Annotated in this window: 11 protein-coding genes; 7 read left to right on the forward strand and 4 right to left on the reverse strand. The window is 69.5% G+C overall.

Annotated features, from left to right (window positions below; genetic code table 11):
• Positions 1–298: 298 nt before the first annotated feature.
• Entirely contained in the window at positions 299–3,247 is a 2,949-nt protein-coding gene (locus tag ABT115_RS11020) for a helix-turn-helix transcriptional regulator (RefSeq protein ID WP_351786748.1), read from the reverse strand.
• Positions 3,248–3,561: 314 nt separating this feature from the next.
• On the opposite strand from ABT115_RS11020, the gene ABT115_RS11025 reads away from it, so the two are divergent.
• Positions 3,562–3,864 carry a hypothetical protein gene (locus ABT115_RS11025; RefSeq protein ID WP_351786751.1) on the forward strand — a complete coding sequence of 101 codons (303 nt, stop codon included), beginning with the start codon at positions 3,562–3,564 and terminating at the stop codon, positions 3,862–3,864.
• A gap of 93 nt (positions 3,865–3,957) precedes the next feature.
• Here the strand turns inward: ABT115_RS11025 and ABT115_RS11030 are convergent, their stop codons facing one another.
• Together ABT115_RS11030 and ABT115_RS11035 are read right to left on the reverse strand one after the other, a co-directional pair.
• Positions 3,958–4,161, reverse strand: a complete 204-nt coding sequence (locus ABT115_RS11030; protein WP_351786754.1) for a DUF397 domain-containing protein — start codon at positions 4,159–4,161, stop codon at positions 3,958–3,960.
• Positions 4,158–5,015, reverse strand: a complete 858-nt coding sequence (locus ABT115_RS11035; protein ID WP_351786757.1) for a helix-turn-helix domain-containing protein — start codon at positions 5,013–5,015, stop codon at positions 4,158–4,160. Before ABT115_RS11035 ends, ABT115_RS11030 begins: the two co-directional genes overlap by 4 nt.
• A gap of 741 nt (positions 5,016–5,756) precedes the next feature.
• Between ABT115_RS11035 and ABT115_RS11045 the strand changes: the two genes are divergently transcribed.
• The 6 genes from ABT115_RS11045 to asnB all read left to right on the forward strand — a co-directional run bounded on the left by ABT115_RS11045 (position 5,757) and on the right by asnB (position 13,951).
• Positions 5,757–6,590 (forward strand): M55 family metallopeptidase, encoded by an 834-nt coding sequence (locus ABT115_RS11045; protein WP_351786760.1) that lies wholly within the window; start codon positions 5,757–5,759, stop codon positions 6,588–6,590.
• Positions 6,583–7,944: a M20/M25/M40 family metallo-hydrolase gene (locus ABT115_RS11050; protein ID WP_351786763.1), complete on the forward strand. Its 1,362-nt coding sequence runs from the start codon at positions 6,583–6,585 to the stop codon at positions 7,942–7,944. The genes ABT115_RS11045 and ABT115_RS11050 overlap by 8 nt, the downstream gene beginning before the upstream one ends.
• Positions 7,945–7,965: 21 nt before the next feature.
• Positions 7,966–9,951, forward strand: coding sequence for a prolyl oligopeptidase family serine peptidase (locus ABT115_RS11055; RefSeq protein ID WP_351786766.1), 1,986 nt, complete (start codon positions 7,966–7,968; stop codon positions 9,949–9,951).
• Positions 9,948–10,892: a S66 peptidase family protein gene (locus ABT115_RS11060; RefSeq protein ID WP_351786769.1), complete on the forward strand. Its 945-nt coding sequence runs from the start codon at positions 9,948–9,950 to the stop codon at positions 10,890–10,892. Before ABT115_RS11055 ends, ABT115_RS11060 begins: the two co-directional genes overlap by 4 nt.
• Positions 10,893–11,007: 115 nt before the next feature.
• On the forward strand, positions 11,008–11,571 hold the full coding sequence (locus tag ABT115_RS11065) for a GNAT family N-acetyltransferase (protein ID WP_351786772.1): 564 nt from the start codon (positions 11,008–11,010) through the stop codon (positions 11,569–11,571).
• A 532-nt stretch (positions 11,572–12,103) separates the two neighbouring features.
• Positions 12,104–13,951, forward strand: a complete 1,848-nt coding sequence (gene asnB / locus ABT115_RS11070; protein WP_351786775.1) for an asparagine synthase (glutamine-hydrolyzing) — start codon at positions 12,104–12,106, stop codon at positions 13,949–13,951.
• Between the two features lie 25 nt (positions 13,952–13,976).
• On the opposite strand, the gene ABT115_RS11075 is transcribed toward asnB, so the two are convergent.
• Complete coding sequence (locus ABT115_RS11075; RefSeq protein ID WP_351787099.1) at positions 13,977–15,149, reverse strand: MFS transporter; 1,173 nt, start codon at positions 15,147–15,149, stop codon at positions 13,977–13,979.
• Between the last annotated feature and the right edge of the window lie 299 nt (positions 15,150–15,448).

A 15,448-nucleotide genomic window follows, 5' to 3' on the forward strand; every position in this document is an offset into this window, starting at 1 on the left:
GTGCTGCTTCGGGCGGATCGGTGGCACAGCGCCGGGCGGCGAACAACGCGTCCCGCTTTGGCGGCAGTGACCTGGCGCCGGTCGGTCGGCCTGCGGGATTCGTCCCGGAACCCGGCCTGGTAGGGAAACCAGGGCCGGCCGAGGCGATCCGTCAGATGTGACCGTGCCGCACCAGCCTTGCGGACGCGGGGGGATGAGTGGCGACAGACGGAGGCAGCGATTCCATGACGCTGAGTGTTGTTCACGCACTGGCCACCGGACGACTGGGCAGATGACCCAATTTTGCTGCCCCGCCCGCCTAACGGTGCGCGCCGGACGGGCTGTCGACGACGAAGCCCGCTTCGACGACCTTCACGGCCAGCGCCGTCCGGGACGAGACATCGAGCTTGCGCATCGCTGTCTCCACGTGCCGCGCGACCGTCTTCGGCGACAGGATGAGGACACCGGCGATCTCCCGGTTGGTCCGGCCTCCGACGAGCAGCCGGACCACGTCGAGCTCACGGGGAGACAGCTGATCGCCGTAGCTTCGCCGTCCACCGTGCCACGACGGGCGCTTTACCCCGACACCGGATGCACGCAGTGTGTGCATGACGCGCTCGGCGTCGCCACGAGCGCCGAGGGTGGACAACCCCTGGAAGGTTTCCGTCAGGATGGAGAGAGCCGCATCGGACTGGTCCGCACGTAGCAGACAACGGGCCTGTCGCTCACGGTTGAGCAGGGCGTCGTACGGCCGCGGAAGGCCCTGCCAGGCGTCGGCCGCACGCGCGAACAGTTCAGCGGCGCTGAGGGGATCGTCCTGATGCTGGGCCAGGATCGCCCTGCAGGTCGACAAGGCGGCGTGCGGCCCAGGGGCGCGGCGATCACGCACTCCTGCTGCGAATGCGTCGACCAAGTCGCCGGCCTCGTCCATGCGGCCGGCCATGAGTAGTGCCTCGGCCCGGACCGGGGCGAGTTCGGTGGCCCAGATCCAGGTGCCCTTGCGTTCCAGGAACCGGATCGGCTCATCGGTCAATTGCAGCGCGTCGTCGACCTGCCCGGCGCCGAGCCGGAGCCTGGCCAGGGCGCCGGCAGGTTCGACGGAGTGCTCCGCCCCGCCGTGCAGGTCCGCCTGTTCAAGGACGAGCCGCAGGCACTCGTCCGCTCTGTCGTGGTCACCGCGGGCCGCATACAGCAAGCCGGTGACCGTGGCCGGCGCCAGGCGACTCGCCGGTTGCAGGAGTTCCTCGTCACCGGCCAGCGACAGGGCCCGGTCGGCCAGCCCGTCCCAGGCTCCGGTGAGCCAGTCCAGCTGAGCCAGCGTCACCTGCCCCATCCTGCGGAGCTTCTGGTACTGATACGTGTCGGTCAGTCCTGCGGCCAGCGTGAGCGCCCGCCTCGCCTCCGGGTACCTTCCCCAGATCAGCGCCATGTGCCCGACGTTTTGATGGCCGACCGTGATCTGCTGCCTTTCGGCGGAGGTGGACGCGTCATCGGCGATCAATGCCGCCTCGGCCCACCCCTCCTCCTCACCGAGCAGCAAAAGCCCACTCGCCCGTCCGACCCGGATAGGCAGCCGGTCCACCGGCGCGATCGAGGCCGGCACCCGCGCCACGCGCCGCAGCCACCTGAGGTGTTCGGCCGCCGGTGTCGTCGTCCCGTACGGCAGGCCGAGAAACATCATTGCGCGAACTGACTTCGCCGGGTCGTGCCCGAGGTCGGGCAGCGCGCGTTCCATCTCGATCCGGGACTGCTCGAACGACTCCGTCTGCTGCAGCAGACGGGCGACATGGAAGCGGATCTCCCCCGCCTCGCTCGGCGTCGGCTCACCGGTCTCCAGCGCGAGATGGAGAGCGTCCATCAGTTCGCGGTAGCGTTCGTGCCCGCTGAGCAGATAGAACGGAACCTTGCCGGTCAGCCGGACCACGTCGGCGGGCGGCAGGTCGGCGTTGGTGAGCAGATCGTGCAGCAGAGTGACCGCCGTCGCATCGTCACCCGAGGCGAGGGCGAGGTCGGCAGACTGTTCCGTGTACCGGCACCACGCCGTCGTGTCGCCGGCCTCCCGGAAGTGGCGCGCGAGCTGGGCGACCGGGGACGGGGTGGTGTCTTCGAGAACGTGTGCGGCACGCAGGTGTATCGCCCGCCGCTGCGGCACAGGAATCGCCTCGTACACCGCGCGGCACGCCAGCTTGTGCCGGTACGAGACCAGCCCGCGCTGGTCCTCCTTCAGCAGCCCCGAACCCACTGCCTCTGCCAGGCCTGCCAGCCTGCTCGCCGGATCGCCTTCCGGAGCCATCACCGCGACGACGGCCTCCTCGGGGGCGGGGCCGGCGAGTACGGCGGCCGCGCGCAACGCAGCCTGCGCCGCCGGGCCGAGCCGTGCGCTGCGTTCCACTACGACGTCCCGCACTGTCGGCGGTACGTCGATCTCACTCAGCCGCTGCCGCACCCAGGAATCACCCCGCCGGGTCGTATCAGCGCGGTTCCACATCAGCCGGATGGACTCCTCGACCGCGAGCGGAAGCCCGTCGGTCCGGTCGTGCAGGATGGTCGCGAACTCGTCGGAAACCCGTTCGCCGTCCAGCATCGAGGACACCATCGCGGCAGTGCCGGGGACATCCAACGGCTCCAACGACAGCCGCAGCCTCGCCGCCCCCGCCGGTTGCCGCGACGACAACCGCAGCAGCAGAGAGTCCGGCGCGATCTCCTCCGGGCGGTAGCTCACCAGCAGACTGACCTGTTGTCGCGGACGTGATGCCAGGAACAGCAGAAACTCCAGGGTGGCCTCATCCGCCCAGTGCACGTCCTCAACTGTGAGCAACCCGATCTCGAGCCGTACGAGGATCTCCTCGATGGCCCGGAACAGCCGGTGTCGTGCCGCTGCCGCGTCTTCGGCCGGGTCGGGTGTGGGCGGCAACGCCGATGCCCACTCGGGGAACAACGGCCGCAGCGCCCCCGCCAGCCCGCTCAGGCCGAGCCGGGCGACATCCTCGGTCGCAGGTCGGATCGCGTCCACCACCGGCCCGAGCGTAAAAGGCTGTCGAACAGCCGGACATGCCGCCAGCAGCACCCGCTGCCGGGCCCGGGCATGCGCCGCGAGCAGTTCCTGGATCAGCCGGCTCTTACCGATCCCGGCCTCGCCCTCGATCAGCACGACCACCGGTGGGTCGGACAACGCCGCTCTTAAGGCGGCGAGTTCGCGCTCGCGTCCGACCAAGCCGGGTGCTGCGCTCGCAGGCAGGTCACGTGTGTCGGAATCGCTGGTAGACATTCGCCCCACCGTGGGAGACGGACGACGGCGTGCCGAACCGTCGTCTTCCGTGAACAATATGATCAGAGGCTACAAGGCGGGGTGGCAGGGGGATAGGCCACGTTCACAGGCGCGGTGCAGAAGGCGATCATCGATGCCGCCCGCGCCGCCGCCGCGCGGGTCCGCGTCACGGTCGATTCGGATGCGGTCGGGGAAGGCGAACTCGGCCGGGGCGAACAGCTCGACGTACGCGAGATCACGGCCCTGGCAGCGCCGGTGCGGTGCTGCTGTGCCGGTGCGCGGACCGCACTGGACTCACCGGAGCACTGGGGAAGGTGCTGCCGTCCAGCACGGCGGTCGGCTGGCGGGAACGGGCGAGCGTGCTGGTGCACCTGGCGGCCGCGATCGTGCTCGGGGCAGCGAACCTGTCGGAGGTCGAGCAACTTCAGTTGCATCACCGGCCGTTGTTCGGGTCGGCGGCCTCGGACTCCACCGCCCGCCGCACCCTGGCCGCGCTTGACGAGGCAGTCCTGGCGAAGATCGCGAAGGCACGCGCCCGGGTCGGGGGCACGTGTGGAGTCTGCTGCATCTGCGGGTTCCGTTCGACGGGGCTGGACGACCTGCGCGACGGGAGCTGAACGCTCGGGCGATCTCTCCGTCGCTGTCACCCTCGCACTCCGGACCGGAGAGCGAGGGTGTTTGTCTGTTCGTTTGCGGGACCGCTGCTGGGCTCAGGTTCCGGCCGCGTACCGCACGAAGTGCGTCCAGCCGGTGCGGGTGAGTGCCAGGTGGGGGAGGGAGGTGTCTTTCGAGTCGCGGACGAGGATCGCTGGTCCGGAAGTGGCGACCTCGACGCATGCGCCGCCTTCCCCGCTGCTGTGACTGCTCTTGAACCAGGCGAGGTTGGCTTCGTCGGCGGGCTGACGGTTGCTCATTGTTCTCCCAGGATCTTCTCGATCAGCGTCAGGGACTTGCGGGGACTGAGTGCCTGACCTCGGATACTTCCGTATCGCGCCGACAGCATACGTACCTCCTCCGGGTCCGTGACCAGTTTGCTGGTGTTCTGGATCTCCAAGTAGCCGACCTGTGTACGGCCCTTCGGAGTAAGCAGGATGAACGGGCCTCCAAGGCTCGGATGCTCATCCAGGTGGGTCGGCATGATCTGGAGCTCCACGCTGCGCAGCCCCGCGAACTTGATCAATTGCTCCAACTGCCGCGAGTGAACGGCCCGCCCGCCGATGGGGCGCCGGAGGACCGACTCCTCGATGGTGAAGGTCGCCAACGGCGGTGGCCAGCACGTCAGGATTTCCTGGCGCTCCAGCCGCGCGAGCACTCGTTGTTCGACGACCTCTTCAGGCAGGAGCGGCCGGCGACTGGCGAAGACGGAACGGGCATGTTCCTCGGTCTGGAGCAGTCCAGGAAGTGCGAGGGTGCTGAAATCGTGCAGCTCGACGGCCTGGCGTTCCAACTTCGCGTAGTCCTTGAACCAGGCCGGATGCTTCACCCGGGCCCGCGCCTTCGCCCGCGTCACGTCCTCCTTCGCAGCCCGTAGTAGCCCACCCGCCTCCAGCAGGTCGTCCGCCGCGTCCAGAAAGTCCGGCTGCGGCGTCCTGCGTCCCCGTTCCAGCGACCGGATCAGGTCCTCGCTGTACCCGAGCCGGTCGCCCACCTCCCGCTGGGTGAGGCCGGCCCGCTCCCGTAACAGCCGGACCTGGCGGCCGATCACGCGGAACAGGTCCGCGGCCTCTTCCGAATCGTCGTTGTCACCGATCGCGCCGTACAGCTCCATTGCTGCCCGCTTTCGTTCCCTGGGCCGATCGCGCGCCCCGTCCTGCCACGGCGGACAACCGGTACCGGTCGCCGCGCGTACTGGTACGCGCACGCTACGTACCGCTGTCGTTGCTGGTCAGCGTACGGTCACGTGGCCACGCTGAGTGGCGTGACGAGTGAATCCGTAGAGATCGATACCCCTCAACAGTCAACTACCGCACAACAGTTCACCCAATTGTTCAGTGCTACCCGGCGGGGTGCCCGCCTTGCCCGGTTGCTCGCCGTGGAGCAGTTGGTGGCATGGGGGTGGCCCGGCTTCGGTGCGTCGACAGGCCTACGCTGGACGTCCTGCTCTGAGTTGCGGCTCGGCGAGTGCATAGAGCGTCGCCGCCTCGCCTCACAGATTGCCGAACTCCCAGTAGATCCAAAGGGTGCCGGCCAGTGAGCCTTTTGTATGAGCAGGAGGTGCGCCTTCCGTCCGCGCGTCGGCTTCCTGTGTCCCTGTGCCGAGCGGAACGTGCGGATCTCGACCATCCCTTTCTCGAAGATCGCGTGTTGCGACGATCACCAGTACTCAAGCTCGTGAGGTAGGGGTGTTTCGGCCCCGGGTGACGGGGGAGGGGAGACGATTGGTCAGCAATGATGCTTGTATGGGAGCGCCGAGTTGGATGCTTGCTTGATGGCCTTCAGGAACTGATGTCAGCAACTGGTGTCACGACCGGCCCGGATAGCCCCTGACCTGTGAGAAGACGGACTCAACATGAAGATCCTGATCAGCGCGGACATGGAAGGCGCCACCGGTGTGACCTGGCCGGCCGATGTGCTGCCGGGCACCTCCCAGTGGGAGCGGTGCCGGTCCATGTTCACCTCCGACGTGAACGCGGCGGCGCTCGGTTTCTACGACGGCGGCGCCGACGAGGTGCTCATCAACGAGGCTCACTGGTCGATGCGCAACCTCCTGCTGGAGCAGCTCGACGACCGGGTCCAGATGCTCACTGGCAGGCACAAGTCCCTTTCCATGGTGGAGGGCATCCAGCACGGCGACATCGACGGCATCGCCTTTGTCGGCTACCACACAGGCGCCGGAACGGAAGGGGTCCTGGCCCACACGTATCTGGCGAACTCCATCACCGGGGTCTGGCTCAACGGCGCCCGGGCCAGCGAGGGGCTCCTCAACGCGCATGTCGTGGCCGAGTACGGCGTCCCCGTCGTCCTCGTCACCGGCGACGACCTGACCTGCGTGGACGCGGACGGGTACGCCCCCGAGGCCCGCAAGGTCGCCGTGAAGGACTATGTGTCGCGGTACGCGGCGGTGTGCCGCACCCCCGCCCGTACCGCCGCGGACATCCGTGCGGCGGCCAAGGAGGCGACCGCGCTCGCCGTGCGGCACACCCCGGTGGAGGGCGGCCCCTTCACCGTCGAGCTGGAGTTCGACGCCGAGCATCTGGCCGCGGCGGCCACCGTGGTACCCGGCGTGGCGCCCAGCGGTGAACGGCGCGTCGCCTACACCAGCGCGACGATGTACGAAGGTATCCGCACGTTCAAGGCGGTGACGACGATCGTGTCGTCCGCCGTGGAGGAACAGTATGGCTGAGGTGACCCACCCGCAGGAGAGCGCCGCGAGCGCCGAGAGTGTCGACGAGCAGGCGCTCGATGAATCGGTGACGTTCACCTCCGAACTGATCCGGATCGACACCACCAACCGCGGCGGCGGCGACTGCCGGGAACGACCGGCCGCCGAGTACGTCGCCGAGCGGCTGGCCGCCGCCGGACTGGAACCCACCCTGCTGGAACGCACCCCGGGCCGCACCAATGTGGTGGCCCGGATCGCGGGCAGCGACCCGTCCGCCGACGCCCTGCTCGTCCACGGCCATCTCGACGTCGTCCCGGCCGAGGCCGCCGACTGGACCGTGCACCCCTTCTCCGGGGAGGTCCGCGACGGCGTCGTCTGGGGACGCGGCGCCGTCGACATGAAGAACATGGACGCGATGGTCCTGGCCGTCGTCCGGGCCTGGGCGCGGACCGGCGTCCGGCCCCGCCGCGACATCGTGATCGCGTACACCGCCGACGAGGAGGCCAGCGCCGAGGACGGCTCAGGCTTCCTCGCCGACCAGCACGCCGAACTCTTCGAAGGGTGTACGGAGGGCATCAGCGAATCCGGCGCCTTCACCTTCCACGCCGGACCGGACATGCCGATCTACCCGATCGCCGCCGGCGAACGTGGCACCGCCTGGCTGAAACTCACCGCGCACGGCAAGGCGGGACACGGTTCCAAGGTCAACAAGGCCAACGCGGTCAGCGCACTCGCCGCGGCCGTCGCCAGGATCGGCGAGCACGCGTGGCCGGTCAGGCTCACCCCGACGGTGCGCGCCGCACTCACCGAGATCGCCGCACTGCACGGCATCCGCGCCGACCTCGACGCCCCCGGCTTCGACGTGGACGAGCTCCTCGACAAGCTCGGACCGGCCGCCGCCCTGGTCGAGCCGACCGTCCGCAACAGCTCCAACCCGACCATGCTGGAGGCCGGGTACAAGGTCAACGTGATCCCGGGCCACGCCACCGCCTTCATCGACGGCCGGATGGTGCCCGGCGGTGAGGACGAGTTCCACACCACGCTGGACCGGCTGACCGGACCTGATGTCGACTGGGAGTTCCACCACCGCGAGGTCCCGCTGCAGGCCCCGGTCGACTCGCCGACCTTCGCGAAACTGCGCGCCGCCGTCGAACGCTTCGACCCGGACGGCCACGTCGTGCCGTACTGCATGTCGGGCGGCACGGACGCCAAGCAGTTCTCCCGGCTCGGCATCACCGGCTACGGCTTCGCCCCGCTGAAGCTGCCCGTCGGCTTCGACTACCAGGCGCTGTTCCACGGCGTCGACGAACGCGTCCCCGTCGAGGCACTGCACTTCGGCGTCCGCGTCCTCGATCACTATCTGCGCACGGCCTGACCCGGCAGGGGGGAATTGATCATGGTGTCCACAGGGGCCTACGGAACGTGGCCGTCACCGATCGACGCACGGCTGGCCGCCTCCAACGACGGCCGTCCGGAGTACGTCGGCGTGGTCGGCGACGAGGTGTGGTGGACGGAGCCGCGCCCGGCCGAGGCCGGCCGCCGCGCCCTGATCCGCCGCCGGGCGGACGGGACCAGCGGCAGTGTGCTGCCCGCTCCGTGGAACGTACGGAGCCGGGTCATCGAGTACGGCGGACAGCCCTGGGCCGGAGCCACACGCGCCGAGGGCGGCCCACTGATCGTCTTCGTCGACTTCGCCGACCAGCGGCTGTACGCGTACGCCCCCGACGGGCCCGGCGACCCCTGGCCGCTCACCCCGGTCTCCGTCGTCGGCGGCGGGCTGCGCTGGGTCGACCCGCAGCTCCACCCCGACCGTGGGGAGCAGGGCGAAGTGTGGTGCGTCCTGGAGGAGTTCACCGGTGAGGCGCCCACCGATCTGCGCCGGGTGATCGCCGCCGTACCGCTGGACGGCTCGGCGGCCGACGACCGGTCAGCGGTACGTGAACTCACCGACGACAGCCGCCGCTTCGTCACCGGACCGAAGCTCTCGCCCGACGGGCGACGGGCGGCCTGGATCGCCTGGGACCATCCGCGGATGCCGTGGGACGGCACCGAGGTGATGCTCGCCGATGTCGCCGACGACGGTACGTTCCAGCACACCTGGAGCTTCGGCGGCCCCGAGGAATCGGTACCGCAGATCGAATGGGGCGCCGACGGGCAACTCCTCTTCGCCAGCGACCGCAGCGGCTGGTGGAACCTGTACCGCGCCGACCCGCACCGGGGTACGGTCGCGCTCTGCGCCCAGGAACAGGAGTTCGCCGGACCGCTCTGGAAGATCGGCCTCAGCTGGTTCCGGCCGCTGGAGAACGGCCTGATCGCCACCGTTCACGGCCGCGGCACCACCACGCTCGGCATCCTCGACCCGGAGACCGGTGAACTCGTCGACGTCGCCGGACCCTGGACCGAATGGGCCCAGTCGCTCGCCGTGCACGGCAGCCGGATCATCGGCATCGCCGCGAGCCCGTACAGCGCCTACGAAGTCGTCGAGCTGGACACCGCGACCGGCCGCACCCGGATCATCGGCACACCGCACGAGGACGCCGTCGACCCCGCCTACTACCCGCGGCCCGAGGACCGCACCTTCACCGGGCCCGACGGCCGGGAGATCCACGCCCACATCTACCCGCCACGGAACCCCGACCGGGTCGGCCCCGAGGATGAACTGCCGCCCTATGTGGTCTGGGCGCACGGCGGCCCCACCGGCCATGCCGCACTCGTCCTCGACCTGGAGATCGCCTACTTCACCTCGCGCGGAATCGGCGTCGCCGAGGTCAACTACGGCGGCTCGACCGGCTACGGCAGGAGCTACCGCAACCGGCTGCGCGAACAGTGGGGCGTCGTCGACGTCGAGGACTGCGCGGCCGTCGCCGAAGCGCTGGCCGCCGAGGGTACGGCCGACCGGCAGCGGCTCGCCGTCCGGGGCGGCAGCGCCGGCGGCTGGACCACCGCGGCCTCGCTGACCGGCACCGATGTCTACGCCTGCGGCACGATCATCTACCCCATCCTCGATCTGACCGGCTGGGGCACGGATGAGACCCATGACTTCGAGTCCCAGTACCTGGAGTCCCTGGTGGGCCCGCTCGCCGACGTCCCGGCCCGCTACCGTGAACGCTCGCCGATCACCCGCACCGACCGTCTGACCACCCCCTTCCTCCTGCTCCAGGGGCTGGACGATCCGATCTGCCCGCCCGTCCAGTGCGAGCGGTTCCTGGCCGAGGTCGAGGGGCGCGGCATTCCGCACGCGTATCTCACCTTCGAGGGGGAGGGGCACGGGTTCAGGCGCGCCGACACCATGATCCGCGCCCTGGAGGCTGAACTCTCCCTGTACGGCCAGACTTTCGGCATCGACCGTCCCGACGTACCGCGGCTGGAGCTGAAGAAGTGACCCTCGCCCCCCTGACCCGCCCCGCCCGACTGCGCCCGGGTGCCAGGATCGCCGTCGTGTCGCCGAGCGGGCCGGTGCCCGCCGACCGCCTGGAGGCGGGCCTCGACGTACTGCGCGGCTGGGGCCTCGACCCCGTCGAATCACCCCATGTCCGTGACATGCACCCTGAGCTGGACTACCTCGCCGGTACGGACGAGGCGCGGGCCCGGGACCTCCAGGAGGCCTGGTGTAATCCGTCCGTCGACGCGGTGATCTGCGCCCGTGGGGGGTACGGCGTGCACCGCATGGTCGACCTGGTCGACTGGGCGGCGATGCGCGCGGCCGGGCCCAAGGTGTTCATCGGCTACAGCGACATCACCGTGCTCCACGAGGCATTCGCCCAGCGCATGGGGCTCGTCACCCTGCACGGCCCGATGGCAGGCACCGAGACCTTCCTCAAGGATCCGGACACTCAGGAGTCCCTGCGGGCCACCCTGTTCGAGCCCGAGTCGGTACGGGCCCTCGGCCTGCCCACGGCGCGGGTGCTGGTCCCCGGCAGGGCCCGCGGTGTCACCTACGGCGGCTGCGTGAGCCTGCTCGCCGCCGACATCGGCACCCCGCACGCCCGGACGTCCGCCCGGGGCGGGCTTCTGGTGATCGAGGACACCACCGAGGACCCGTACAACATCGACCGCATCCTCACCCAACTGCTGAGGGCCGGGGCGCTCGACGGGATTGCCGGCGTGGCCTGCGGTTCCTGGGCGGGCTGCGGCCCGTACGAGGAGGTCCGGGCGGTCCTCGCCGACCGGCTCGGCCCACTGGGCGTACCCGTCGTCGAGGAACTGGGCTTCGGGCACGGACCGACGGCGCTCACGATTCCGCTCGGCGTGCCCGCCGTGCTGCACGCGCCGGCCGACGGCGCCCCCGCCACGCTCACCATCGAGGTGCCCGCGCTGGTCTGAACGGCCCTGTGAAGCGAAGGAGTTGAGCTCCTTCACCCGGTGAATGCCCCAGGTCGGCAAGGCCGGGCGAGACTTTGCTAACACCCCCACCTGCCGGTCGGTCTAAGCTGGCCGAATGTCTGAAATCGACTATCTGGCCGAGGGGCGCCGTGTGGCGATCCGCGCCTACACCCCGGCGGATGCCGAAGAGTTCACCACCCGCGCGAGGGAGAGCCGGGGCCTGCACAGCCCCTGGCTCTTCCCGCCCGAGGACCCCCGCACGTACGCCACCTACGCGGGACGGCTGATCGACGATCCGGCAAAGGCGGGCTTCCTGGTCTGCGAACGTGAACGGGAATCCGGCGAGAGCGGGGCAGGCGGCGGGATCGCGGGGTTCATCAACATCAACAACATCGTCCGCGGCGGGTTCCGCTGCGGTGCGCTCGGATACGGGGCCTTCGCCCACGCGGTGGGACGCGGTCTGATGAGCGAAGGGCTGGCATTGGTCCTGCGGTACGCCTTCGGGCCGCTCGGCCTGCACCGGCTCGAAGCCAACATCCAGCCCGCCAACGAGGGTTCGCTCGCCCTCGTCCGGCGGGCCGGATTCCGTCTCGAAGGGTTCTCGCCGGACTTCCTCTTCATCGACGGAGCCTGGCGCGACCACGAGCGGTGGGCGATCACGGCCGAGATGCTGGGTTAAGAGTGGGTTCAGGGCTCGAGGATATGCGCCGAACCGCACCCACAGTCGCGGACACCACGGCGCGAGGACGAGGTTCAGCAGCGGCCCGGCCTGGCATACACGATGATGCGTGCCTGCGTGACGTTTCGGCTCGCGCACTCCTCGAAGGACGAATGGCAGGCGCATCTCCCCGATGTGCGGTATCGGAGAACTTGTTGACCGCCGGGGTGCACCCCACTGGCCCACGCCTGATTGGGCAAGTCTTTGCCCGTGGCCGATTCGGGCCCCCTCCGCGGCCCGTGGGCCCTTCCCGCACGGGCCGCGGAGCACGGCACTCCGTATAGGAAGGGGAAAGTGGCGGCCGAAAATATCGGGAGCCTGGCCCCGCCGATGCGGCCACCGTGTTGACGGTACGCAACCGCAGGCAGAGGCTCGATATATAGCTGCTCACTACAACTGGTTCTGCCGGGCCTACGCCTTCGGCACGCCCCCCACGGGACGGCACCGTGCGTACGACCGCATTCCCGGCCGGGACCGAACCGGGAGGACGCGTATGTGTGGCATCGTAGGCTGGGTCTCCTTCGACAGCGATCTTCGGGCATCCGAGGCGGTCGCGACGCTGGACGCGATGACGGAGACCATGTCCTGCCGGGGCCCCGACGACCGGGGGACCTGGATCACCGATCACGCGGGGCTCGGACACCGGCGGCTCGCGATCATCGACCTGCCCGGCGGACGCCAGCCCATGACCGTCGGCACCCCCGAGGGGGATGTCGCCCTCGTCTACTCCGGTGAGGCGTACAACTTCACCGAACTTCGTACCGAGCTGACCGGCCGCGGGCACCGTTTCATCACCGACTCGGACACCGAGGTCGTACTGCACGGCTATCTGGAGTGGGGCGAGTCCGTCGCCGAACGGCTCAACGGCATGTATGCCTTCGCTCTCTGGGACAGTCGCCACGACAAGCTCGTCATGATCCGCGACCGGATGGGCGTCAAGCCGTTCTACTACTGGCCGACGCCCGACGGAGTGCTCTTCGGCTCGGAACCCAAGGCCATCCTCGCCAATCCGGTGGCCCGGCCCCGGGTGACCCTCGACGGGCTCCGGGAACTCTTCACCCTCGTCAAGAACCCCGGCCACGCCGTGTGGGACGGCATGTACGAGGTGGAGCCCGGCACGGTCGTCACCGTGGACCGCGGCGGGCTGCGCCGGCACGTCTACTGGCAGCTCCAGACCCGTCCGCACCCCGATGACCGGGACACTTCGGTCGCCAACGTACGCTCACTGCTCGACGACATCGTGCGCCGCCAGCTGGTCTCCGACGTACCCCGATGCGTCCTGCTCTCCGGCGGCCTCGACTCGTCCGCGGTCACCTCGCTCGCCGCCCGGCAGCTCGCCGAGACCGGTGAGAAGGTCCGTACCTTCGCCGTCGACTTCGTCGGACGCACCGAGAACTTCGTCGCCGACGAACTGCGCACCACCCCCGACACCCCGTTCGTGCACGATGTGGCCGAGCGGGCGGGCACCCTCCACCGCGACATCGTGCTCGATCCGAACACTCTCGCCGACCCCGAGGTACGCGCTCGGATGATCAGGGCCCGGGACATCCCCATGGGTCTCGGCGACATGGACGCCTCGCTCTATCTGCTCTTCCGGGCCATCCGCGAACACTCGACCGTCGCGCTGTCCGGCGAGTCGGCCGACGAGGTCTTCGGCGGCTACCTCCAGTTCTTCGACGAGGAGGCCCGCGGCGCCGATACCTTCCCCTGGCTGGTGCGGTTCGCCGAGCACTTCGGCGAGGACGCGGGCATCCTCCGCGACGACGTGAACCAGGCCCTTCGCCTGGAGTCGTACATCCGCGACAGCTACGACTCCGCCGTCGCCGGCATCGAACGGCTCACCGGCGAGAGCGACTTCGAGTACCGCATGCGCAGGATCTGCCACCTCCACCTGACCCGGTTCGTACGCATCCTGCTCGACCGCAAGGACCGCGCCAGCATGGCCGTCGGCCTGGAGGTCCGGGTGCCGTTCTGCGACCACCGGCTCGTCGAGTACGTCTACAACACCCCTTGGGCCCTGAAGTCCTTCGACGGCAGGGAGAAGAGCCTGCTCCGCGAGGCCACCGCGGATCTGCTTCCCCGGTCCGTGTACGAGCGGACCAAGACCCCCTATCCGTCGACCCAGGACCCCAAGTACGCCTTCGCACTCCAGGAGCACGCCCACGACCTGCTCGCCCGCCCGGACCACCGGGTCTTCGAGCTCATCGACCGAGCCCGGCTGCAACGCGTCGCCGACCACGACGCACCCCGCATCACCTCGGCGTCCCGCCGTGGCCTGGAACGCACCCTGGACCTCGCGGTGTGGCTGGACATGTACGAGCCGGAGCTGGACCTCAGCTGAGCCGGCTGCCGTCGGTGACGTCGGCTCAGCCGCGCTCGACGACGCTGTCCTGCGTTGACGGGTCCGGGCGGGCCTCCTGTGCTGCCCTCGCCGAAGGCCGCATCAGCCGCTCGCCAAGCACCACCGCGCAGGCGCCAACGGTCAGCAGTCCGCCCACGACGAAGGTGCCGCGTACCCCGGTGAGCGGCAGGACCAGGCCGCCGAGTGCGGCGCCCGCCGCGATACCGGCGTTGTAGGCACCGGAGTTGGCCGCGAGGGCGATTTCCGTGCGGCCCGGCGCGCAGCGCAGCATCTCGTTCTGGGTGGCCATGAACACAGGCCCGAGCGAACCGCCCAGCAGAGCCAGGAACGCTACCGCCGCCCCCGGAGTGGAGCCGGCCGCGTACAGGCCGAGCAACCCCGCCGCCTGGGTAGCCACGGCGGTCGTGAGGGTGCCACGCGGGTGGCGGTCCAGCAGTGCCCCGGTGATGCTCACCCCGACCACGCCCGAGACACCGGAGACCGCCAGCAGCGCGCTGACCGTGCCCTGGGAGAACCCGCTCACCTCGCCCAGGAACTTCACGATGTATGTGTATCCCGCGAACGCCCCGGTGACGGACAGGGCGGTGGTCGCGAGGACGATCCCGAACCGGCGGGTGTCGGGAGTGGTGCCGTACGCGGCGTGCCCCTCCTCCGGGCGCGATGTCGGCAGCAGCACGGCGATCATGAGGAGGGAGAGGACTCCCAGGCCCGCCAGTACCCCGAGCGGCACCGGCCAGTCGCTGTGCTGGCCCAGCCAGGTCCCGGCGGGGACACCGAGCACCAGTGCGAGCGAGCCGGCGACGGACAGTACCCCGACTACCCGCCCGCGGACCTCGGGCGCGAACAGGCTCACCGCGACCGGCCCCATGACCGCCCAGAACAGGGCCTGGGCGAGTGCGGTCAGCAGCCGGGCGACGAGCAGCATCCCGTACGAGGTGGCCAGCGCCGACATCAAGCTGGACACGACGAGCCCGGTCAGCAGCCCGGTCAGCACCTGGCGCCGGGGCGTGGCCCGCGTGGCGTGGGCCAAGGGCAGGGACACCACGGCGACCGTCACGCCGTAGCCGGTGACCAGGTAGCCGACCGACGACGGGGATACGTCTAAGCCCCGGGAGATGAGTTCCAGGAGGCCGATCGGCAGATTCTCCGCGGTATTGAACGTGAAGGCGGCCAACATCAGAGCCACGAGCACCGACAGCCTGCGCCATCGAGCCGGTTGCCCGGCGACCATACGCCCCTCTTTCTGTTCGAGCTTGTTGAAGCCCGCACGGCCCACCCCAAAACTGCTGAGCCTCATTTAACGTACACACAACCCCACATGTGCAGGCCCGTTGAGGTGAGGCTGGCCGAAAGCACACGGTGAGGGAGCGGGACGGGGGTTCTTCTATCTGTTCGGTCAACGCTCATCTGGCGCTACGGCCGCGTCGAGGATAATCGAGCTCTCGGAAAGTCGGCGAAGGACTGACTCAAGCAGCT

The sequence above is a fragment of the Streptomyces sp. NPDC001832 genome, assembly GCF_040297265.1.
Lineage (GTDB): Bacteria > Actinomycetota > Actinomycetes > Streptomycetales > Streptomycetaceae > Streptomyces.